Raw genomic sequence first — 21,117 nt, 5'->3', positions numbered from 1 at the left:
ATGGCATATAAGCGTCCCGTTTCGGTTCTGGTGGTCATTTATGCAGAAGACACGAAGCGGGTGCTGATGTTGCAGCGGCGCGACGATCCGGATTTCTGGCAGTCGGTTACCGGCAGCCTGGAAGAGGGGGAGACCGCACCGCAGGCCGCCGCGCGTGAAGTAAAGGAAGAGGTCGCCATTGATGTTGCTTACGAGCAACTGACCCTGAAGGACTGTCAGCGCACGGTGGAGTTTGAAATTTTTAGCCATTTACGTCATCGCTATGCACCGGGAATTGAGCGCAATACGGAATCATGGTTCTGCCTTGCGCTTCCCCATGAGCGGGAGATCGTGTTCACGGAACACCTGACCTACCGCTGGGTGGATGCGGCGGATGCCGCCGCACTGACCAAGTCGTGGAGCAACCGGCAGGCGATTGAAGAATTTGTAATTAACGCTGCCTGAGAAGGCGCGATTTTTGGAGAACTTTTTATGGCAGGTCATAGTAAGTGGGCCAACACCAAACACCGCAAAGCGGCACAGGATGCCAAACGCGGTAAAATCTTTACCAAAATCATTCGTGAGCTGGTGACAGCGGCGCGTCTGGGCGGCGGCGATCCGGCCTCTAACCCACGTCTGCGCGCGGCGGTGGATAAAGCCCTGTCCAACAACATGACGCGTGACACCCTGAACCGTGCAATCGCACGTGGCGTGGGCGGTGATGAAGACGCGAACATGGAAACCATCATTTATGAAGGTTACGGTCCTGGCGGTACGGCGGTGATGGTTGAGTGTCTGTCCGACAACCGTAACCGTACCGTTGCGGAAGTGCGCCACGCGTTCACCAAAACCGGCGGCAACCTGGGCACTGACGGTTCTGTAGCGTACCTGTTCAGCAAAAAAGGCGTCATCTCCTTCGAGAAAGGCGACGAAGATGCGATCATGGAAGCGGCGCTGGAAGCCGGTGCGGAAGACGTGGTGACCTACGACGACGGCGCTATTGATGTTTACACCGCATGGGAAGAGATGGGGGCCGTGCGTGATGCGCTGGAAGCGGCTGGCCTGAAGGCGGATAACGCTGAAGTCTCCATGATCCCGTCTACCAAAGCGGACATGGATGCGGAAACCGCACCGAAACTGCTGCGTCTGATCGACATGCTCGAAGACTGCGACGACGTACAGGAAGTGTACCACAACGGTGAAATCTCTGATGAGGTTGCAGCGACTCTCTGATGAGAGCGTGTAGATCCGTTACAGGAGACGCGTGATGTCGATTATTCTCGGGATTGACCCAGGCTCACGCGTCACCGGGTATGGCGTTATCCGTCAGGTGGGACGCCAGTTAACCTACCTCGGCAGTGGGTGTATTCGCACCAAAGTGGACGATCTGCCGTCGCGCCTGAAGCTCATCTATGCGGGCGTGTCGGAGATCATCACCCAGTTTCAGCCGGACTATTTCGCCATCGAGCAGGTCTTTATGGCGAAAAATGCTGACTCGGCGTTAAAGCTCGGTCAGGCGCGCGGCGTGGCGATTGTTGCCGCCGTGAACCAGGATCTGCCGGTGTTCGAGTATGCGGCCCGTCAGGTTAAGCAGACGGTGGTGGGCATTGGTAGCGCGGAGAAAAGCCAGGTGCAGCACATGGTGCGTACCCTGCTGAAGCTCCCTGCGAACCCGCAGGCCGACGCCGCGGATGCGCTGGCCATTGCGATTACCCACTGTCACGTCAGCCAGAATGCGATGCAAATGAGCGAGTCGCGGCTCAATCTGGCGCGAGGCAGGTTACGATAATGACAAATCAGGCTGGATGTTTATCCAGCCTTTTTTTATTATGTCGGCAGATAATTTCTTCCAGAACGCAGGAGCGTCACGTGATAGGCAGACTCAGAGGCATCATCATTGAAAAACAACCCCCGTTAGTGCTGCTGGAAGTGGGTGGCGTGGGCTATGAAGTCCATATGCCGATGACCTGCTTCTACGAGCTGCCGGAGGCGGGCAAAGAGGCGGTTGTCTTTACCCAGTTTGTGGTGCGTGAAGACGCTCAGCTGCTGTACGGATTCAATAACAAACAGGAACGCACCCTGTTCCGCGAATTGATCAAAACCAACGGCGTCGGGCCGAAGCTGGCGCTTGCGATTCTGTCCGGTATGTCAGCGCCACAGTTTGTGAACGCCGTTGAGCGTGAAGATCCGGCTGCGTTAATTAAACTTCCGGGCATCGGGAAGAAAACTGCCGAGCGTTTAATTGTCGAGATGAAGGACCGCTTTAAAGGTCTGCATGGCGATCTGTTCACGCCGGCAGCCGATCTGGTGCTGACTTCCCCGGGCGCGCCTGCATCGGATGATGATGCCGAGCAGGAAGCGGTTGCCGCGCTGGTGGCGCTGGGCTATAAACCTCAGGAGGCCAGCCGGATGGTGAGCAAAATTGCTAAACCGGATGCCAGCAGTGAAACCCTGATTCGTGAAGCGCTGCGCGCTGCATTGTGAGGTAAAGGATGATTGAAGCAGACCGCCTGGTATCGGCAGGCACCATTCAGCCAGATGACGTGGTGGATCGCGCGATCCGTCCCAAACTGCTGGATGAGTATATCGGCCAGCCGCAGGTTCGTTCTCAGATGGAGATTTTCATCCAGGCGGCAAAGCTGCGCGGCGATGCGCTCGATCACCTGCTGATTTTTGGTCCGCCGGGGTTAGGTAAAACCACCCTGGCGAATATCGTCGCCAACGAAATGGGCGTTAACCTGCGTACCACTTCCGGCCCGGTACTGGAGAAAGCAGGGGACCTGGCGGCGATGCTGACTAACCTCGAACCGCATGACGTGCTGTTTATCGACGAGATCCACCGTCTTTCTCCGGTGGTGGAGGAAGTGCTCTATCCGGCAATGGAGGATTACCAGCTGGATATCATGATCGGTGAAGGTCCGGCCGCGCGCTCGATCAAAATCGATCTGCCACCGTTTACCCTGATTGGCGCCACGACCCGTGCCGGCTCGCTGACCTCTCCACTGCGTGACCGTTTTGGTATCGTGCAGCGTCTGGAGTTTTATCAGGTGCCCGACCTTCAGCATATTGTGGGGCGCAGCGCGCGCTACATGGGGCTGGATATGAGCGAAGAGGGGGCGTTTGAAGTGGCGAAGCGCTCCCGCGGTACGCCGCGTATCGCCAACCGCCTGCTGCGCCGGGTGCGTGACTTTGCCGAGGTGAAGCACGACGGCACTATATCGGCCGAGATCGCCGCCCAGGCGCTGGATATGCTGAACGTCGATGCTGAAGGTTTTGACTATATGGACCGTAAGCTGCTGCTGGCGGTGCTGGATAAGTTCTTTGGCGGGCCAGTAGGGCTGGATAACCTGGCGGCGGCAATTGGCGAAGAGCGTGAGACTATCGAAGATGTGCTGGAGCCGTATCTGATCCAGCAAGGCTTCTTGCAGCGTACCCCGCGCGGTCGTATGGCGACGGTGCGGGCGTGGAATCATTTCGGCATTACGCCGCCCGCGATGCCGTAAGTAGCGATAAATTCTAGCCCCGGTAAGCGAAGCGCCACCGGGGACATGCTGACTACTGCGCGGTCTTTTTCATCATACTGAAAATAAACAACACCGCCGCGCACAATACCACCGACGGCCCCGCTGGCGTGTCATAAAACGCCGAGAAGGTTAACCCGCCCGTCACCGCAATCATTCCGATAATCACCGCGATACCGGCCATTTGCTCCGGCGTACGCGCAAAACGGCGCGCCGTGGCGGCAGGGATTATCAGCAGCGACGTGATGATCAGCGCGCCGACAAACTTCATCGCCACACCGATGGTTAACGCCGTCACCAGCATCAACAGCAGCTTCACGCGCTGAAGCTTCACGCCGTCGACAAAGGCCAGATCCGGGCTGACGGTCATCGCCAGTAAACTCCGCCACTGCCACAGCAGGATCCCGAGCACCACCGCCACGCCAATGGCAATGGAAATGAGATCTTCGGGCGTGACGGCCAGCAGATCGCCAAACAGGTAGGCCATCAGATCTACGCGGATGTTTGACATCAGGCTCACTACCACCAGGCCCAGCGACAGGGCGCTGTGCGCCATAATGCCGAGCAGGGTATCAATTGCCAGGTGAGGGCGTTTTTCCAGCCAGACCAGACCGGCAGCCAGCAGCAGCGTGACGACAATCACCGCATAAAACGGGTTCACGTCCAGTAATAAACCAAACGCGACACCCAGCAATGAAGCATGGGCCAGCGTATCGCCGAAATAGGACATTCTGCGCCAGACGACAAACGAGCCGAGTGGACCCGCGGCGCAGGCAAGCATAATCCCGGCCAGCCAGCCGGGCAGTAACAGTTCAATCATGAGTGTCCATTTCCCCGACGCAGGACAATTCGTCCCTGTAAATCATGGCGGTGATTGTGATTATGGCGATAGATGCCCAGCTGTTCGGCGCCACGATGGCCAAACATGGAGATAAATTCGGGATGCATTGACACCACTTCCGGCGTGCCGGAACAACAAATGTGATGGTTCAGGCACAGTACTTCGTCGGTTTTGGCCATCACCAGATGCAGATCATGGGAGACCATCAGCACCGCGCAGTTAAGCTCCCGACGGAGCTGGTCAATCAGATCGTACAGCGCAACCTGACCGTTGACGTCAACACCCTGCGTCGGCTCGTCCAGGACCAGCAGCTGAGGGCTGCTGAGCAGGGCACGGGCAAGCAATACGCGCTGGGTTTCACCGCCCGACAGCTTTTGCAAGGGCGCCTCAACAAGATGTCCCGCCTGAACGCGTTTCAGCGCCGGGAGGATATCCGCTTTACGCGTACCGGGACGGAGGCGCAGGAAGCGGCTCACCGTCAGGGGCAGGGTGGCATCAAGATGTAATTTTTGCGGCACATAGCCGATACGCAATTTGTCTTCGCGGACGATAACACCTGCGTCAGGGGCTACCAGGCCTAATACGACGCGCACCAGCGTCGATTTGCCTGCACCGTTAGGGCCGAGCAGCGTGAGTATTTTGCCGGGCTTCAGATTCAGCGACACGTCAGAAAGGACGCGGCGCTGGCCGAATGAGACCGAAACATTTTCAAGAGAAACTAAAGTCGTCATGTCAATTTAAGCTTGCAGAAGTCATCGAATGTTATAATATCACATTCCACGCATTCATTACGATGATTAGTCGCATTATGTTACAGAAAAATACGCTTCTTTTCGCAGCTTTATCCGCTGCTCTTTGGGGTACAACAGCACAAGATGTTAACGCCGCTGTTGTCGCTTCGCTTAAACCGCTTGGATTTATCGCCTCTGCCATCGCGGACGGGGTCACTGAGACACAGGTTCTGCTGCCTGACGGGGCTTCCGAGCATGATTATTCTCTGCGTCCATCTGATGTAAAACGCTTACAGAACGCGGACTTAGTCGTCTGGATTGGTCCTGAGATGGAAGCGTTCATGCAGAAGTCAGCCAGACAGCTTCCCGCTGAGAAACAGGTGACGATTGCCGGGCTGTCCGGCGTGAAACCGTTACTCATGAAAGGAGCTGAGGACGAGGGTGATGAGCATGACCACGACCATGCTCATGGTGAAAAAGGTGACGACCATCACCATCACGGTGAATACAACATGCATCTCTGGCTCTCCCCAGAGATAGCGCGGCTTACAGCGGTTGCAATCCACGACAAATTAGTGGAACTTATGCCGCAAAGTCGAATCAAACTCGACGCCAACCTGAAGGATTTTGAGGCTCAATTAGCCGCAACCGACAAACAGGTGGGTAACGAGCTCGCACCGCTTAAAGGAAAAGGGTACTTCGTTTTTCATGATGCCTACGGGTATTACGAGAAACATTACGGTCTGACCCCGCTGGGGCATTTTACCGTCAACCCTGAAATTCAGCCTGGTGCGCAGCGTTTACATGAAATCAGAACACAGTTGGTTGAGCAAAAAGCGACATGCGTTTTTGCTGAGCCACAGTTCAGGCCAGCGGTCGTAGAAGCCGTGGCCAGGGGAACATCCGTGCGCATGGGAACCCTTGACCCGCTAGGTACGAACATCCAGTTGAGCAAAGCGAGCTATTCGCAGTTCCTCAGCCAACTGGCGAATCAGTATGCGAGCTGCCTGAAAGGAGATTAACGAGGAAGTGAATACGTGCAACAGATAGCCCGCTCTGTCGCCCTGGCATTTAACAATCTGCCTCGACCCCACCGCGTTATGCTGGGGTCGCTTACAGTTCTCACATTAGCGGTCGCCGTCTGGCGGCCCTATGTTTACCACCCGAGTTCCGCCCCAATCATCAAAACCATCGAACTGGAGAAGAGCGAGATCCGCTCTCTGCTGCCCGAGGCCAGCGAGCCTATCGATCAGGCCGCTCAGGAAGATGAAGCGATTCCCCAGGATGAGCTGGATGACAAGATCCAGAATGAAGCTGGCATTCATGAATATGTTGTATCCACTGGCGATACGCTGAGCAGCGTCCTGAACCAGTACGGTATCGACATGGGCAACATCAGCCAGCTCGCCGCATCCGATAAAGAACTGCGTAACCTGAAAATTGGTCAGCAACTTTCCTGGACCTTAACGCCCGACGGCGATCTGCAACGTTTGACCTGGGAGATGTCCCGTCGCGAAACCCGCACCTACGATCGCACTGCAAACGGTTTCAAAATGACCAGTGAATTGCAGCAGGGCGACTGGGTTAACAGCGTCATGAAAGGGACCGTCGGCGGCAGCTTTGTTTCCAGCGCACGCGATGCCGGCCTGACCAGCGCTGAAATCAGCTCGGTGATCAAAGCCATGCAGTGGCAGATGGATTTCCGCAAACTGAAAAAAGGCGATCAGTTCTCTGTCCTGATGTCCCGCGAAATGCTGGACGGTAAGCGCGAGCAGAGCCAGCTGGTGGGCGTTCGTCTGCGTTCAGACGGCAAAGACTACTACGCTATTCGCGCGGAAGACGGTAAGTTCTATGACCGCAGCGGTACGGGTCTGGCAAAAGGCTTCCTGCGTTTCCCAACGGCGAAACAGTTCCGCGTCTCCTCCAACTTTAACCCGCGTCGTCTGAACCCGGTAACGGGCCGCGTAGCGCCGCACCGTGGCGTTGACTTCGCTATGCCGCAGGGCACGCCAGTGCTGGCGGTAGGAGATGGTGAAGTGGTCATGGCGAAACGCAGCGGTGCTGCTGGCTATTACGTTGCTATTCGTCACGGTCGTACGTACACCACCCGCTACATGCACCTGCGTAAACTGCTGGTCAAACCGGGCCAGAAGGTGAAACGTGGCGATCGCATCGCGCTGTCCGGTAACACCGGCCGGTCGACGGGGCCGCACCTGCACTATGAAGTGTGGATCAACCAGCAGGCGGTTAACCCGCTGACGGCGAAACTGCCGCGCACCGAAGGGCTGACCGGGAAAGATCGCAAAGATTACCTGGCGCAGGTGAAAGAGGTGATGCCGCAGCTGCGCTTCGACTAAGCTCTCCTGATTTAAAAAGCCGGCGTCAGTATGCGCCGGCTTTTTCTTTTGTGCGCGGGCGGCAGCCTCGCTACACTATCCGCATATATTTTTGCGTCACCAGACCCTGGAACCCGCATGGAAACCAAAAAAAACAATATTGAGTACATTCCTGAGTTTGAAAAATCTTTTCGCCACCCGCGTAACTGGGGCGCCTGGATTGGCGTATACGCGTTTGCTGGCATGGCGTTGCTACCTGCTTCCCTCCGCGATCCGGTGCTCGGTAAAGTGGGGCGCCTGGCAGGGCGCTTGGGTAAAAGCGCGCGCCGACGCGCGCAAATAAACCTGTTGTACTGTTTCCCGGATAAAAGCGACGCCGAACGCGAAGCAATCATTGATGACATGTATACCACTGCGCCGCAGGCGATGGCGATGATGGCGGAACTGGCGCTGAAAGGGCCGGAGAAGATCGTCGAACGCGTTGACTGGAAAGGGCTGGAGATCATCGACGAGATGCGTCGCAATGATGAAAAGGTGATTTTCCTGGTGCCGCACGGCTGGGGGGTCGACATTCCGGCGATGTTAATGGCGTCGCAGGGCCAGAAAATGGCGGCGATGTTCCATAATCAGGGAAACAAAATCTACGATTTCGTCTGGAATACCGTGCGCCGTCGCTTTGGCGGACGCTTGCACGCCCGAAACGATGGCATTAAGCCTTTCATTCAGTCGGTACGTCAGGGTTACTGGGGCTACTATCTGCCCGATCAGGACCATGGTCCTGAGCACAGCGAGTTTGTCGATTTCTTCGCAACCTATAAAGCCACGCTACCAGCGATTGGTCGCCTGATGAAAGTCTGCCGCGCCCGCGTGATCCCACTGTTCCCGGCTTATGACGGTAAAACGCATCGCCTGAGCATTGAGGTACGTCCGCCGATGGACGATCTGCTGACCGCAGACGATCACACCATCGCACGCCGCATGAATGAAGAGGTGGAAGTGCTGGTGGGGCCGCATAAGGAGCAATATACGTGGATCCTGAAGCTGCTCAAAACGCGTAAACCTGGCGAAACAGAGCCGTACAAGCGTAAAGAGCTTTTCCCGAAGAAATAGGAAACCTTCACCCCTCTCCCCTTAGGGGAGAGGGGATCAGAGCTTACTCTACGGTCAGTACGCGGGTGGTATTGGTTGAGCCGATGGTGCTCATCACGTCACCCTGCGTCACGATAACGATATCACCGGATACCAGATAACCTTTGTCGCGCAGCAGGTTCACGGCATCGTGCGCGGCGGCCACGCCGTCGTTGGTGCTGTCGAAGTATACTGGCGTCACGCCGCGATACAGCGCCGTCAGGTTCAGCGTACGCTCGTGACGGGACATGGCGAAGATCGGCAGACCGGAGCTGATACGGGACGTCATTAGCGCGGTACGGCCAGATTCGGTCATGGTGATGATCGCCGTGACCCCTTTCAGGTGGTTGGCTGCGTACATCGCAGACATCGCAATCGCTTCTTCCACGTTGTCGAACTGGATATCCAGGCGGTGCTTGGAGACGTTAATGCTTGGGATCTTCTCTGCACCCAGGCAGACGCGCGCCATGGCGGCCACGGTTTCCGCCGGATACTGACCCGCCGCGGTTTCCGCTGACAGCATCACCGCGTCAGTACCATCCAGCACGGCGTTCGCCACATCCATGACTTCTGCACGGGTCGGCATTGGGTTGGTGATCATGGATTCCATCATCTGGGTGGCGGTGATCACCGCGCGGTTCAGCTGACGCGCGCGACGGATCAGCGCTTTCTGGATACCGACCAGTTCAGGGTCGCCAATTTCCACGCCCAGGTCACCACGGGCAACCATCACCACGTCAGACGCCAGGATCACGTCGTCCATCGCGTCCTGATCGCAGACCGCTTCAGCGCGTTCCACTTTTGCAACGATTTTCGCATCGCAGCCTGCATCGCGCGCCAGGCGGCGAGCATAGTTCAGATCTTCACCGCAGCGCGGGAAGGAGACGGCCAGATAATCCACGCCGATCTGCGCTGCGGTCACGATATCCGCTTTGTCTTTATCGGTCAGCGCTTCGGCAGACAGGCCACCGCCGAGTTTGTTGATGCCTTTGTTGTTGGAGAGCGGGCCGCCGACGGTCACTTCGGTGAACACCTTCATACCCTGAACTTCCAGCACTTTCAGCTGTACGCGTCCGTCGTCCAGCAGCAGGATGTCGCCAGGCACAACGTCAGCAGGCAGACCTTTGTAGTCGATACCCACTTTTTCCTTATCGCCTTCGCCTTTGCTCAGGTTGGCGTCCAGCAGGAATTTATCGCCGATGTTGAGGAAGACTTTGCCTTCTTTAAAGGTCGATACGCGGATTTTTGGACCTTGCAGGTCACCGAGGATAGCAACATGGCGGCCCAGTTTAGCTGCGATTTCACGCACTTTGTCGGCACGTAATTTATGGTCTTCTGGCGTACCGTGAGAGAAGTTCATACGCACCACGTTAGCACCCGCGGCGATAATCTTTTCGAGGTTATTATCGCGGTCGGTGGCCGGGCCTAAGGTGGTGACGATCTTGGTTCTGCGAAGCCTTCTGGACATGTAATACTCCGTTGACTGAAACAACTTTGGTGTTGCGTGAACATAGAATCGGCCTTCATCTATCGCAAGGCAGTAGCGAGGGGACCGAATGCCGTAAATCGTACTTCGTCGTTATTAGGGAACATCGCTCTTTATAAGCAATTCTTTATCAAAACGCGATTCTTTCAGGGCTTCCTTGACCCGCTTCAAGTTATCCCGGAATTTTGCGCCCCGGCGTAAGGTAAAACCTGTCGCCAGTACGTCGATGACCGTCAACTGCGCCAGGCGGGAGACCATCGGCATGTACATGTCGGTATCCTCCGGTACGTCCAGGGTAATGGCGAGCGTCGCTTCCCGGGCGAGCGGCGTACCTGCCGTCGTCAGGGCGATGACCATCGCATCGTTGTCACGCGCGAGCTGCGCCAGCTCCACCTGGCTCTTGGTGCGGCCCGTATGAGAGATGAGTACCACGACATCATCTTCGCTACAATTCATACAGCTCATGCGTTGCAGCACAATGTCATCGGAGTAAATCACCGGCACGTTAAAGCGAAAGAACTTATTCATGGCGTCATGCGCCACGGCGGCGGACGAGCCAAGGCCAAAGAAGGCAATCCGTTTGGCCTGCGTGAGAAGATCGACCGCGCGATTTACTGAACTCATGTCCAGAGACTGGCGAACGTGGTCGAGCGTGGCCATTGCCGATTCAAATATTTTTGCGGTGTATGCATCAACGCTGTCGTCTTCATCGACATTGCGATTAACATACGGGGTGCCGTTTGCCAGACTTTGGGCCAGATGCAGTTTAAAATCAGGAAAGCCGCGCGTGTCCAGACTACGACAGAATCGATTGACCGTCGGTTCGCTGACGCCCGATTCCTGTGCCAGAGCGGCGATGCTTGAATGAATCGCCTGAGCGGGCGCGGCGAGAATAACTTCAGCCACTTTGCGCTCGGATTTGCTAAGGTGTTCCAGTTGAAACTGGATTTTTTCCAGCATGTTCATTGTTAACAAGACGCTCATGAGGGCATAAACGATTTCATAAAGAGATGAAACCTTGATTCGATTTAGCCGATATTACCCCCAGGACTCCCGAAAGGGTAATCGTCGACAAGAAATGTTGTTGTTTTTTTTCATTACTTGATCGACGTCGGGTTTTGCTCTGACCCCGTTGCGCAAAGAATCGACGTTTGTTGCGTCATCAGACGGGCGTAATGGCCCAGGCGACGAAAAATCACCGTATCGCACGCGACGTTAAGCGCTAATGGTTTCAGGAAACGCGTAAAAGCAGTACAGTGCATTGTAATAAAATTACAACGATACCTGGCAGAGTACCAGGCGATCTAACTGAGGAGAATGACATGGCGGTAACGCAAACAGCCCAGGCATGTGACCTGGTCATTTTCGGCGCGAAAGGCGATCTTGCACGCCGAAAATTGCTGCCTTCCCTGTATCAGCTCGAAAAAGCGGGCCAGATCCATCCCGACACCCGGATCCTTGGGGTAGGGCGCGCAGACTGGGATAAGGAGGCTTATACCAAAGTCGTGCGTGAGGCGCTCGAAACGTTCATGAAAGAGAAAATCGATGAAAGCCTTTGGGATAAGCTGAGCGGGCGTCTCGATTTCTGCAACCTGGACGTCAACGATGTAGGCGCCTTTACCCGTCTGGGTGAAATGCTTGACCAGGAAAATCGTGTCACTATTAACTATTTCGCCATGCCGCCAAGCACCTTCGGCGCCATCTGCAAAGGTCTGGGCGAGGCGAAGCTGAACGCCAAACCGGCGCGCGTAGTGATGGAGAAACCGCTGGGTACGTCGCTGGCGACCTCGCGTGAAATCAACGACCAGGTAGGCGAGTTCTTTGAGGAGTGTCAGGTTTACCGTATTGACCACTATCTGGGCAAAGAGACGGTACTGAACCTGCTGGCGCTGCGTTTTGCCAACTCCCTGTTTGTGAACAACTGGGACAACCGCACTATCGACCACGTGGAAATTACCGTGGCGGAAGAGGTGGGCATCGAAGGCCGTTGGGGCTACTTCGACCAGGCCGGCCAGATGCGTGACATGATCCAGAACCACCTGCTGCAAATTCTGTGCATGATTGCCATGTCTCCACCGTCAGATCTGACGGCCGACAGCATTCGTGACGCCAAAGTGAAAGTGCTGAAATCACTGCGCCGTATTGACCGCTCCAACGTGCGTGAGAAAACCGTGCGCGGCCAGTACACCGCAGGTTTTGCCCAGGGGAAAAAAGTTCCTGGCTATCTGGAAGAAGAGGGCGCGAACAAGTCCAGCAACACCGAGACGTTTGTGGCGATCCGCGTGGATATCGACGACTGGCGCTGGGCCGGTGTGCCGTTCTACCTGCGTACCGGGAAACGTCTGCCGGCAAAATGCTCCGAAGTGGTGGTCTACTTCAAAAATCCGGAACTGAACCTGTTCAAAGAATCCTGGCAGGAACTGCCGCAGAATAAACTGACCATCCGTCTGCAACCGGACGAGGGTGTGGATATTCAGATCCTGAACAAAGTGCCGGGTCTTGATCACAAACACAACCTGCAAACCACCAAGCTCGACCTGAGCTACTCTGAAACCTTCAACCAGACGCATCTGGCCGACGCTTACGAGCGTCTGCTGCTGGAAACCATGCGTGGTATCCAGGCGCTGTTCGTCCGCCGCGATGAAGTGGAAGAGGCGTGGAAGTGGGTCGACTCCATCACCGAAGCGTGGGCAGCCGATCAGGACGCGCCAAAACCGTATCAGGCGGGAACATGGGGACCTGTCGCCTCCGTTGCGATGATCACCCGTGATGGCCGCTCCTGGAACGAGTTTGAATAACCACCTTCTCTAGCCCAAAGGTGTTATTTTACCGGTAACATGATCTAACACAGCAAGTGGCATAATTTTTATCTTTTAAGCTCCGCGTGGATTCACCCGCGGAGCTTTTTTTATTACACTCCCTTCAGACATTTTGCCCCTGTGCTCCGGATATCAGGCGTTTCAGCGTTGTTAACAACCGTCAGAAACTGTGTAAACTCCCGAGCCTGGACAGATAAATTAGAGGAGCTTTTATGAATCCGACATTGTTACGCGTAACACAACGCATTGTTGAACGCTCGCAAGAGACCCGTGCTGCCTACCTTGCCCGCATCGAACAGGCGAAGAGTGAAACGGTCCATCGCTCACAGCTGGCCTGCGGGAATCTGGCCCACGGCTTTGCGGCCTGCCAGCCTGGTGATAAAGACGCGCTGAAAAGCATGTTGCGTAACAATATCGCCATCATTACCTCCTATAACGACATGCTTTCAGCCCACCAGCCGTATGAGGTCTACCCGTCTATCATCCGCAATGCGCTGCACAGCGTGAACGCGGTGGGCCAGGTTGCAGGCGGCGTGCCGGCCATGTGTGATGGCGTAACCCAGGGCCAGGACGGTATGGAACTGTCCCTGCTGAGCCGCGAAGTGATCGCCATGTCGGCGGCAGTGGGCCTGTCTCACAATATGTTTGATGGCGCGCTCTATCTGGGCGTGTGCGACAAAATCGTCCCGGGGCTGGTGATGGCCGCGCTGTCGTTTGGCCATCTGCCAGCGATTTTTGTGCCGTCAGGCCCGATGGCAAGCGGTCTGCCAAACAAGGAAAAAGTCCGTATCCGCCAGCTGTATGCCGAAGGAAAAGCGGACCGTCAGGCACTGCTGGAAGCGGAAGCCGCGTCTTATCACGCGCCGGGCACCTGTACGTTCTACGGTACGGCCAACACCAACCAGATGGTGGTGGAGTTTATGGGGATGCAGCTACCGGGCTCGTCGTTCATCCAGCCGGATGCGCCACTGCGTAAAGCGCTGACCGAAGCCGCAGCCCGTCAGGTGACGCGCCTGACCGGTAACGGCAACGAGTGGATGCCAATGGGCAAAATGGTGGATGAAAAAGTTATCGTAAACGGGATTGTCGCCCTGCTGGCGACCGGCGGTTCAACCAACCATACCATGCACCTTGTCGCGATGGCGCGCGCGGCGGGCATTCTGATTAACTGGGATGACTTCTCCGATATCTCCTCTGTGGTACCGCTGATGGCGCGTCTGTACCCGAACGGTCCGGCGGACATCAACCACTTCCAGGCCGCGGGCGGCGTGCCGGTGCTGATGCGCGAGCTGCTGAAAGGCGGCCTGCTGCATGAGGATGTCAACACGGTGGCGGGCTTTGGCCTGCATCGCTATACCCTTGAACCCTGGCTGAACAACGGTGAGCTGGACTGGCGCGAAGGAGCGAGCGACTCGCTCGATCCTCAGGTTATCGCAACCTTCGAACAGCCGTTCTCTCCTCACGGCGGCACCAAAGTGCTGAGCGGTAACCTTGGACGTGCCGTGATGAAAACCTCTGCCGTGCCGGAAGAGAATCAGGTGATTGAAGCCCCGGCGGTGGTGTTTGAAAGCCAGCACGACGTTTTACCTGCTTTTGACGCGGGTCTGCTTGATAAAGACTGTGTGGTCGTGGTGCGTCATCAGGGACCAAAAGCGAACGGGATGCCAGAATTACATAAACTTATGCCGCCGCTTGGTGTATTATTGGACCGCCGTTTCAAAATTGCACTGGTGACCGATGGACGCCTCTCGGGGGCATCCGGTAAAGTGCCTTCAGCGATTCATGTCACCCCGGAAGCCTACGACGGCGGCCTGCTGGCGAAAGTGCGTGATGGTGACATGATCCGCGTTAACGGTCAGACAGGCGAGTTAACCCTGCTGGTGGACGAAGCAGAGCTGGCGGCGCGTCAGCCACATATTCCTGACCTGAGCGCATCCCGCGTGGGTACCGGACGCGAAATGTTTGGTGCGTTGCGTGAGAAACTCTCCGGTGCGGAGCAGGGCGCAACCTGTATTACGTTTTAAGACGACTTGATTTTAACGATCTGGCGAGAGAAAACTCTGATGAAAAACTGGAAAACAAGTGCAGAAGCAATCCTGACTACTGGCCCTGTCGTGCCGGTTATTGTGGTAAACAAACTTGAGCACGCTGTCCCAATGGCGAAGGCACTGGTTGCGGGTGGCGTTCGTGTTCTGGAAGTGACCCTGCGTACGGCCTGTGCGATGGATGCGATTCGCGCTATCGCCAAAGAAGTGCCGGAAGCGATCATCGGTGCAGGTACGGTTCTGAATGCGCAGCAGCTGGCGGAAGTGACCGAAGCGGGCGCACAGTTTGCCATCAGCCCGGGGCTGACCGAGCCCCTGCTGAAAGCCGCAACCGAAGGTTCTATTCCGCTGATCCCGGGTATCAGCACCGTTTCTGAACTGATGCTGGGCATGGACTACGGCCTGAAAGAGTTCAAATTTTTCCCGGCTGAAGCGAACGGCGGCACCAAAGCGTTGCAGGCGATTGCGGGCCCATTCTCCCAGGTGCGTTTCTGCCCAACGGGCGGCATCTCTCCGGCCAACTACCGTGACTACCTGGCGCTGAAAAGCGTGCTGTGCATCGGTGGCTCCTGGCTGGTTCCGGCGGATGCGCTGGAAGCAGGCGACTGGGATCGCATCACTAAACTGGCTCGCGAAGCGGTAGAAGGCGCGAAACAGTAACAAATGCCCAATGCATAAAGCAGGCCCTCTGGCCTGATGCTGGTCACTTTATGTGACCAGCATGTATAAGTTCTTCTTCTCTACACAACATTTCTAATATCCCTAACCCCAGGCGTATTATTTTTCATTATTAAATAATCCTTCACTTATATATTTGGTGAATAAATCATTCTGAATTTATGTGTGATAAAATTGTCTGGTCCTTTTTTATTTATTCTGTGAATAGATTCACTTCCCGTGAATTAATTCAACCTGAAGTTGGGTATTTTAATGGGGGGGCGATGGGTGTATTGTTTTTAATGAACGGAATGTTTGTTAAAAGGATAGCTAATAATGTCAGGGGAATCTGAGGTAGCTCAAAGGCAGGACACGTTAAACAGATATTTATTGTATTTCCCGCGTAGCAAAAATGTTATTTCAGATGTTCATTCTTTTACAGGAAAAGAGATATTAAGCGAGCCTTATCGCTATACCATTCGCTTTACCAGTCCGGATCTAAACATTGCCATTAATGCTGTTCTTAATCAAAGGGCTGAGTTTATTCTGCGTGCACCCAATCTGGAAGCCTCATGGCATGGGCAAACCTCCTGGCTGCCGGTTCGCCAGATTAATGGCACGATCACCCAATTTTCGCGGCTGATGTCTTCAGGTGACGAAGCACTGTATGAATGCGTGCTGGAGCATGAGCTGGCGCTGCTGGATCAAAATTACCGTTCTGCGGTTTACATGAACATGACAGTCCCGGAGCTCGTTACAAAGCTGATGAAGGACAGTGGTCACTTTGACGGCTACAACATTGATTTTGACCAACTGAGCCACAGTTATCCACGACGGGAAATGATCGTTCAGTGGAAAGAAACCGATTTGCGGTTCATCCGTCGGCTGCTGGCAGAGATAGGGATCTGGTTCCGATTTGAGAATCACAACAAAGTGAAAACGGAAACCGTCGTTATTTTTGGGGATTCTGCGCGTCGTTACAACTTCAGCGACAAACAGATGCCTTATGTCCGACATTCAGGCATGACCAGTTATAGCGAATACATTACCGATCTGGAGGAGCAGCACGGCCTGATCCCCAAAAATGTGTTGGTTCGCACCTATAACTACCGTGACCCGCAATCGCCGCAGACGGATAAGACCGTTAAAACGAGCGATATTCCCGAAGGTGTAACGACAGGCCAACACTATCACTATGCCGATCACTATCTGACTGCGGGGGATTTTCACGGTGAAGAGGCGGAAACCGCCGCATTTTACGCTCGTCTGCGTTATGAACGCCTGTTGAACGGACAGAGTCTTCTGGGGGCGACAACCAGCGATCCCGAGCTTCAGCCAGGCATTATGTTTTATCCCTCAGGGCCTGTACCTGACGGGTTTAAGTCCGGGTTTGTGATAACTGCGATGACTATCCGCGGCAGCCGTGCTGAACACTATCGCGCCGTACTTTCTGGGATCCCCTATATCCAGGGCTATAGCTTCCGTCCTGAATACTTATCCCGGCCGGTGATAGCCGGAACGGTGCCCGCCAGAGTGAAGGCTATCGGGGGAGATAAAACCTATGCCGGACTTGATGCGGTTGGGCGCTACAGGGTTAAGTTCGATTTTGACCTTGATGAAAAACGGGTCGGATTCGAAAGCGCCCTGGTACGCCTCGGCAGGCCGTACGCCGGTGACACCTTTGGTATTCACTTTCCGCTACTGGAGGGGACTGAAGTTGCCGTTGGTTTCGAAGGCGGCGATCCGGACAGACCTTTTATCGCGCATGTCATGCACGACGGCAGCCACCCGGATTTAGTCACAAACCGTAACGATACCCGAAACGTGATCCGCACGGCCGCGTTGAACAAGATCCGTCTTGAAGATCGTCGCGGGCAGGAGCACATCAAAATCGCTACGGAGTACGGCAAAGGGCAAGTGAGTGTGGGTCACCTGGTTGATGCTGAAGGCAAAAAGCGCGGGGAAGGTGTGGAGGCTCGCACCGACGACTGGATGGCGCTGCGTGCTGCGAAAGGCGTGATGATCACCACGGAAGCCCAGCCCCGCGCGGGGGGGAAGCAACTGGATATGACAGCGGCTATTGCACAACTTGAAAAGGCGTTGTCGCTGGCGATGACCCTACAGCAAAGTGCGCTTACGGCAGGCGCGAGTAATGTGGAAACCGATCGGCAAAATGCGCTCAGCCAGACGCTGAGTCATCTCGCGGAGCCCGGTATTTTGGCATATGGAAAAAGTGGAATTGCGCTGGTTACGCCGGACAGCCTGCAACTTTCCGCCGGGAAAGACCTGATTGCCACAGCGGGCGGGAATGCCAGCGTGAATGTGGTGAAAAAATTCTCGCTGGCCGTAGGGGAAAAACTGTCGCTGTTTGCCCGCAAACTCGGCATCCAGATGATTGCCGGTGCGGGGGATATTACGACGCAGGCGCAGCGGGGCGAAATGCACATGCTGTCGCAGCAGGATTTCACGCTCACGAGCACCGCCGGGAAAATGAACGGCAGTGCCAGAAAGGGAATGCAGTTTGTCTGCGGGGGCGGCGGGATCCGTATCAGCCCGACCGGACTGGTCACCATTTTCTCGCCGACGGGCATTGAGCTCAAAGCGCCGAGCCTGAAATACGACGGTCCGGAAAGTGTGTCGGTACCGACGCCATCCTTTGAGAAAGGCGCCTTTAAACTTCGCTACAAACTGCACGCCGGCGATGATCCGGAGCAAATTCTGGCAAACAAAAAATTCAGGCTGACCAGTGCATCCGGACAGGTGGTGGAAGGCGTGACGGACAGCTGCGGTCGTTCACCCCTGCTCGATGCTGACGACCTCGACAGCTATAAAATGGAGATAATGGAATGACGGAGGCGAAGACAAAACCCTACGCTCCACGGGTGGTATCAGAAGGCGATATTCCGGTACACAAAACCCTGGGCGAAGTCGCCCAGACGCGCAACGTCGGGATACCGCGCCCGATGCCCGGCATTGTGATCCTCGTCCATGGCGTGAACGACGTGGGTGAAGCCTACCAGAACCAGGAGAAAGGTATACTTGCCGGGCTGGGTAAGCGACTTAACCGGCAGGATTTTTACGCCCACGAATGGAAAGACTACAGAATTATCACTCCAGGGCGTTCCCCCATCATCCCGTTTTACTGGGGATATAAACCGGTTACGCATGCTGATTACCGGGCGGACCAGAAGCGCTACCGGGAGGAGGTCGGGAAGCTGAGTGACAAAGCGCATCTTCCCTATGATGCGTACCAGGAAGATAACGAGACGAATAAAAAGTCGCTGGGTAATGACGGAAAAGGGCCGTTTCAGTACCAGAACGATAACTTTAAAAATGCACTTGATACGAGTTTTGCCAAGGGGGGCGGGACCTTTGCCAACGCAACGACGACGATCCCGGATATGCTGGGACCCGGCGCCGGTGGCTTCGGCGTTGCCGCTGCGGGATTTGCCTCGCTGCACTTCAATGATGGCGATTTTACCCATCCCATTTATGAAAACCCGCACCGCATTTACCAGTTTTTTGCCGCTCAACGGCTGGCGGATTTGATTATTCAGATTCGAAGTGAGCCGATTACGGCGAAAGATGTGATTAACGTTGTGGCCCATAGTCAGGGCACGATTATTACTATGCTGGCAAATATGCTGGTGAAACAGGCCGGGTATGCTCCGGTAAACTGTGTGATTCTTAATCACTCACCGTATTCTCTTGAGTCGCGCGTGGCTGAAAATATTCAGCCGGGTTATCAACAGACCGACGATGCCAGACAGCAGACATTTAAAAATTTCTGTCGCCTGATGCATACGCAATGGAAAGGGGGTGGGAAAATGGCAGAGAGCGAATTACAGGCTCTGGAGGCCTCCTGTACCCTGCGTAAACCTTCCGATAATCCGCTGCGAACGGATGACAGATATTGCCGAAGCAACGACGGTAAAGTGTATAACTACTTTTGCCCGAACGATGGCGTCGTGTCGCTGGAGAATGTGCAGGGGTTTGGCTGGCGGGGCATTCCTCAGAATATTGCCAGTGATATACCGAATCTGTTTCAGCGTGTGTTTTACCAGCATGGTGAAGTAGGAAACATCCCTGACGCTAACCCCTTTGAGTTACCGCCGCGAAATGAGGGGGATGCAAAATATGCCTTTCTCACGAACGCCAGTTACAGCGCTCGCGATGTGGTGATAAACGGTGAGGAGTTACCGGAACCTTTTATTTTCAAACTTCAGGGGGAGGATAATCACCCGGATAACGATCCTAAAACCAGTGATAAACCGTATACCTATTATGTCGATCCGGACAGCCCGGACGCCTACATTTCCTATTCCGCCAAAGCCAGCGCCATTAAGCGCACGGTAACGACAACCTTTGCAGTGAACCGCTATCAAAATATTGGCTGGCAGCCGGGTCACGTTTTATCTGCTTCAGAGCTTAAAGAAGAGAGTTTTGAACGCAAGCATGAGGTTATTTATGGTGAGGTGTCAGGTTCGCGTGATTTTCAGTTAGTTACCCTTACCTGGAAGAAAACACCGGAAGAACTGCAAGCGGAATGGCAGAAAATCGACCCGGTGGGCTACAGCCAGCACTCCTCTATTGTGATGAGCGAATTTGCGCCATCGCACGCTATGGCGTTTGATTTGGCTATTGGGCAGTGCAAATCATTCGATTATCAGGCGGGGAAATTTTGGGAAGGGTTGTTACATCGTGCAGACTGGCGCGATCCTCAGAATGAAAATCCCTATGCAAGGGCATATTACCGGACGGGTAAGCTAGATGAACCTACAACCAAATTTTTCATGAATAAGCCATATGACGTGCTGCCGAAAGGTGAGTATGGGGTGGTAAATAAGTTCAATAATGCAACGACTGTCAAGCCGTCCAGTGATCTTGTCGCAGGGAATCAGGACGTCGCAAATCTGCAATGGGACATGCCAAAGCCCATAAGTGACAGTCAACTGGCTTAAGGATAGAGCATGAAAATATCATTTATGGGTCTGATGGCCACTGCTGTTTTACTGGCGATCGGATGCCAGGCGAAAGAACCGCCAACGCAGGTGGTGTACCGGTTCGATGATCATCGTTATCTCGAACTGAAAGGCTGGGGCTGCGAAGGCGAACTCTGGTACACGGATACTGAGCTGGGTATACATACCCAACCTGTTAGCCAATTTTACAAGATCTTCACCAAAAAATTCATACATCCATCGGAGCGTTATATAGCTATCCCTACCTGGGGCTCTCCAGGAACAATAATTTCAAAAGATTATGGTAAAACCTGGTCCCCTCAGTTTTATTCAGCGGGTTCTAACGAACCGAATGGAGATTCTTCACCGCCCTACGATGACATTATTTCCTTTACTGTTGTTAAGGACCAGGGATTTATGCTGACCAAACACCGGCTGTATATGTCGTCAAAACCGTTTGAAGACCCGCGCATTCTGCCCGGCGGGCCGGGGATTGCCTATACCGTGGATGACGGAATGGGAAATAAAGTAAGCGATACGCTGGACCCCCGTTTCCCTGGCTGGGCCTGGGGAATGGTCTATATGACTAAGCAGGGGCTTAAGCACAGCACAC

Annotated in this window: 18 protein-coding genes; 14 read left to right on the top strand and 4 right to left on the bottom strand. The window is 54.8% G+C overall.

The annotated features are described in order from the left end of the window. The 5 genes from nudB (at position 1) to ruvB (ending at position 3,482) form a co-directional block, all read left to right on the top strand. Positions 1 to 444, top strand: a complete 444-nt coding sequence (gene nudB, locus SK47_RS13105; protein WP_003859745.1) for a dihydroneopterin triphosphate diphosphatase — start codon at positions 1 to 3, stop codon at positions 442 to 444. A 27-nt stretch (positions 445 to 471) separates the two neighbouring features. After that, a complete protein-coding gene (locus SK47_RS13100; RefSeq protein ID WP_003859747.1) occupies positions 472 to 1,212 on the top strand; it encodes a YebC/PmpR family DNA-binding transcriptional regulator in 741 nt (246 codons plus the stop codon). Between the two features lie 34 nt (positions 1,213 to 1,246). After that, positions 1,247 to 1,768, top strand: coding sequence for a crossover junction endodeoxyribonuclease RuvC (gene ruvC, locus SK47_RS13095; protein WP_003859749.1), 522 nt, complete (start codon positions 1,247 to 1,249; stop codon positions 1,766 to 1,768). Positions 1,769 to 1,848: 80 nt separating this feature from the next. After that, positions 1,849 to 2,463: a Holliday junction branch migration protein RuvA gene (ruvA, locus tag SK47_RS13090; protein WP_003859751.1), complete on the top strand. Its 615-nt coding sequence runs from the start codon at positions 1,849 to 1,851 to the stop codon at positions 2,461 to 2,463. 8 nt (positions 2,464 to 2,471) lie between these two features. Further along, entirely contained in the window at positions 2,472 to 3,482 is a 1,011-nt protein-coding gene (gene ruvB, locus SK47_RS13085; protein ID WP_003859753.1) for a Holliday junction branch migration DNA helicase RuvB, read from the top strand. A 52-nt stretch (positions 3,483 to 3,534) separates the two neighbouring features. On the opposite strand, the gene znuB is transcribed toward ruvB, so the two are convergent. Further along, positions 3,535 to 4,320, bottom strand: coding sequence for a zinc ABC transporter permease subunit ZnuB (gene znuB, locus SK47_RS13080; RefSeq protein ID WP_003859755.1), 786 nt, complete (start codon positions 4,318 to 4,320; stop codon positions 3,535 to 3,537). Beyond that, complete coding sequence (gene znuC, locus SK47_RS13075) at positions 4,317 to 5,072, bottom strand: zinc ABC transporter ATP-binding protein ZnuC (protein WP_003859757.1); 756 nt, start codon at positions 5,070 to 5,072, stop codon at positions 4,317 to 4,319. Before znuC ends, znuB begins: the two co-directional genes overlap by 4 nt. Positions 5,073 to 5,149: 77 nt before the next feature. On the opposite strand from znuC, the gene znuA reads away from it, so the two are divergent. From znuA to lpxM, 3 genes are all read left to right on the top strand, one after another. Then, a complete protein-coding gene (znuA, locus tag SK47_RS13070) occupies positions 5,150 to 6,094 on the top strand; it encodes a zinc ABC transporter substrate-binding protein ZnuA (protein WP_003859760.1) in 945 nt (314 codons plus the stop codon). A 15-nt stretch (positions 6,095 to 6,109) separates the two neighbouring features. Next, positions 6,110 to 7,429 (top strand): murein DD-endopeptidase MepM, encoded by a 1,320-nt coding sequence (mepM, locus tag SK47_RS13065; RefSeq protein ID WP_003859762.1) that lies wholly within the window; start codon positions 6,110 to 6,112, stop codon positions 7,427 to 7,429. A gap of 117 nt (positions 7,430 to 7,546) precedes the next feature. After that, entirely contained in the window at positions 7,547 to 8,518 is a 972-nt protein-coding gene (gene lpxM / locus SK47_RS13060) for a lauroyl-Kdo(2)-lipid IV(A) myristoyltransferase (RefSeq protein ID WP_022651444.1), read from the top strand. A 43-nt stretch (positions 8,519 to 8,561) separates the two neighbouring features. On the opposite strand, the gene pyk is transcribed toward lpxM, so the two are convergent. Then, on the bottom strand, positions 8,562 to 10,004 hold the full coding sequence (pyk, locus tag SK47_RS13055; RefSeq protein WP_003859767.1) for a pyruvate kinase: 1,443 nt from the start codon (positions 10,002 to 10,004) through the stop codon (positions 8,562 to 8,564). Between the two features lie 114 nt (positions 10,005 to 10,118). Beyond that, on the bottom strand, positions 10,119 to 10,988 hold the full coding sequence (locus SK47_RS13050) for a MurR/RpiR family transcriptional regulator (protein WP_003859769.1): 870 nt from the start codon (positions 10,986 to 10,988) through the stop codon (positions 10,119 to 10,121). Positions 10,989 to 11,344: 356 nt separating this feature from the next. Between SK47_RS13050 and zwf the strand changes: the two genes are divergently transcribed. The 6 genes from zwf to SK47_RS24145 form a co-directional block, all read left to right on the top strand. Beyond that, positions 11,345 to 12,820, top strand: a complete 1,476-nt coding sequence (gene zwf / locus SK47_RS13045) for a glucose-6-phosphate dehydrogenase (RefSeq protein WP_003859771.1) — start codon at positions 11,345 to 11,347, stop codon at positions 12,818 to 12,820. 233 nt (positions 12,821 to 13,053) lie between these two features. Continuing rightward, the gene (gene edd / locus SK47_RS13040; RefSeq protein ID WP_032659039.1) at positions 13,054 to 14,865 is read left to right on the top strand and encodes a phosphogluconate dehydratase; all 1,812 of its coding nucleotides are present in this window, start codon (positions 13,054 to 13,056) and stop codon (positions 14,863 to 14,865) included. Positions 14,866 to 14,904: 39 nt separating this feature from the next. Then, entirely contained in the window at positions 14,905 to 15,546 is a 642-nt protein-coding gene (gene kdgA / locus SK47_RS13035) for a bifunctional 4-hydroxy-2-oxoglutarate aldolase/2-dehydro-3-deoxy-phosphogluconate aldolase (RefSeq protein ID WP_003859774.1), read from the top strand. 333 nt (positions 15,547 to 15,879) lie between these two features. Then, positions 15,880 to 18,393, top strand: coding sequence for a DUF2345 domain-containing protein (locus SK47_RS13030; protein ID WP_048244453.1), 2,514 nt, complete (start codon positions 15,880 to 15,882; stop codon positions 18,391 to 18,393). Further along, positions 18,390 to 20,504 carry a T6SS effector phospholipase Tle3 domain-containing protein gene (locus tag SK47_RS13025; RefSeq protein WP_023324872.1) on the top strand — a complete coding sequence of 705 codons (2,115 nt, stop codon included), beginning with the start codon at positions 18,390 to 18,392 and terminating at the stop codon, positions 20,502 to 20,504. Before SK47_RS13030 ends, SK47_RS13025 begins: the two co-directional genes overlap by 4 nt. Positions 20,505 to 20,513: 9 nt before the next feature. Continuing rightward, positions 20,514 to 21,117 (top strand): T6SS immunity protein Tli3 family protein (locus SK47_RS24145; protein WP_048244451.1); only part of this gene is annotated, 604 nt, incomplete at its 3' end.

This window comes from Enterobacter sp. BWH52 (genome assembly GCF_001037565.1).
Taxonomy (GTDB): domain Bacteria; phylum Pseudomonadota; class Gammaproteobacteria; order Enterobacterales; family Enterobacteriaceae; genus Enterobacter; species Enterobacter hormaechei_C.
The sequence above is the reverse complement of the archived record's forward strand: the minus strand, read 5'-3'. Positions and strand labels throughout refer to the sequence as shown.

Coding starts and splice junctions, on each gene's coding strand:
- nudB (WP_003859745.1), top strand. CDS start 1: ATGGCATATAAGCGTCCCGTTTCGGTTCTGGTGGTCATTTATGCAGAA.
- SK47_RS13100 (WP_003859747.1), top strand. CDS start 472: ATGGCAGGTCATAGTAAGTGGGCCAACACCAAACACCGCAAAGCGGCA.
- ruvC (WP_003859749.1), top strand. CDS start 1,247: ATGTCGATTATTCTCGGGATTGACCCAGGCTCACGCGTCACCGGGTAT.
- ruvB (WP_003859753.1), top strand. CDS start 2,472: ATGATTGAAGCAGACCGCCTGGTATCGGCAGGCACCATTCAGCCAGAT.
- znuB (WP_003859755.1), bottom strand. CDS start 4,320: ATGATTGAACTGTTACTGCCCGGCTGGCTGGCCGGGATTATGCTTGCC.
- znuC (WP_003859757.1), bottom strand. CDS start 5,072: ATGACGACTTTAGTTTCTCTTGAAAATGTTTCGGTCTCATTCGGCCAG.
- znuA (WP_003859760.1), top strand. CDS start 5,150: ATGTTACAGAAAAATACGCTTCTTTTCGCAGCTTTATCCGCTGCTCTT.
- lpxM (WP_022651444.1), top strand. CDS start 7,547: ATGGAAACCAAAAAAAACAATATTGAGTACATTCCTGAGTTTGAAAAA.
- pyk (WP_003859767.1), bottom strand. CDS start 10,004: ATGTCCAGAAGGCTTCGCAGAACCAAGATCGTCACCACCTTAGGCCCG.
- SK47_RS13050 (WP_003859769.1), bottom strand. CDS start 10,988: ATGAACATGCTGGAAAAAATCCAGTTTCAACTGGAACACCTTAGCAAA.
- zwf (WP_003859771.1), top strand. CDS start 11,345: ATGGCGGTAACGCAAACAGCCCAGGCATGTGACCTGGTCATTTTCGGC.
- edd (WP_032659039.1), top strand. CDS start 13,054: ATGAATCCGACATTGTTACGCGTAACACAACGCATTGTTGAACGCTCG.
- kdgA (WP_003859774.1), top strand. CDS start 14,905: ATGAAAAACTGGAAAACAAGTGCAGAAGCAATCCTGACTACTGGCCCT.
- SK47_RS13030 (WP_048244453.1), top strand. CDS start 15,880: ATGTCAGGGGAATCTGAGGTAGCTCAAAGGCAGGACACGTTAAACAGA.
- SK47_RS13025 (WP_023324872.1), top strand. CDS start 18,390: ATGACGGAGGCGAAGACAAAACCCTACGCTCCACGGGTGGTATCAGAA.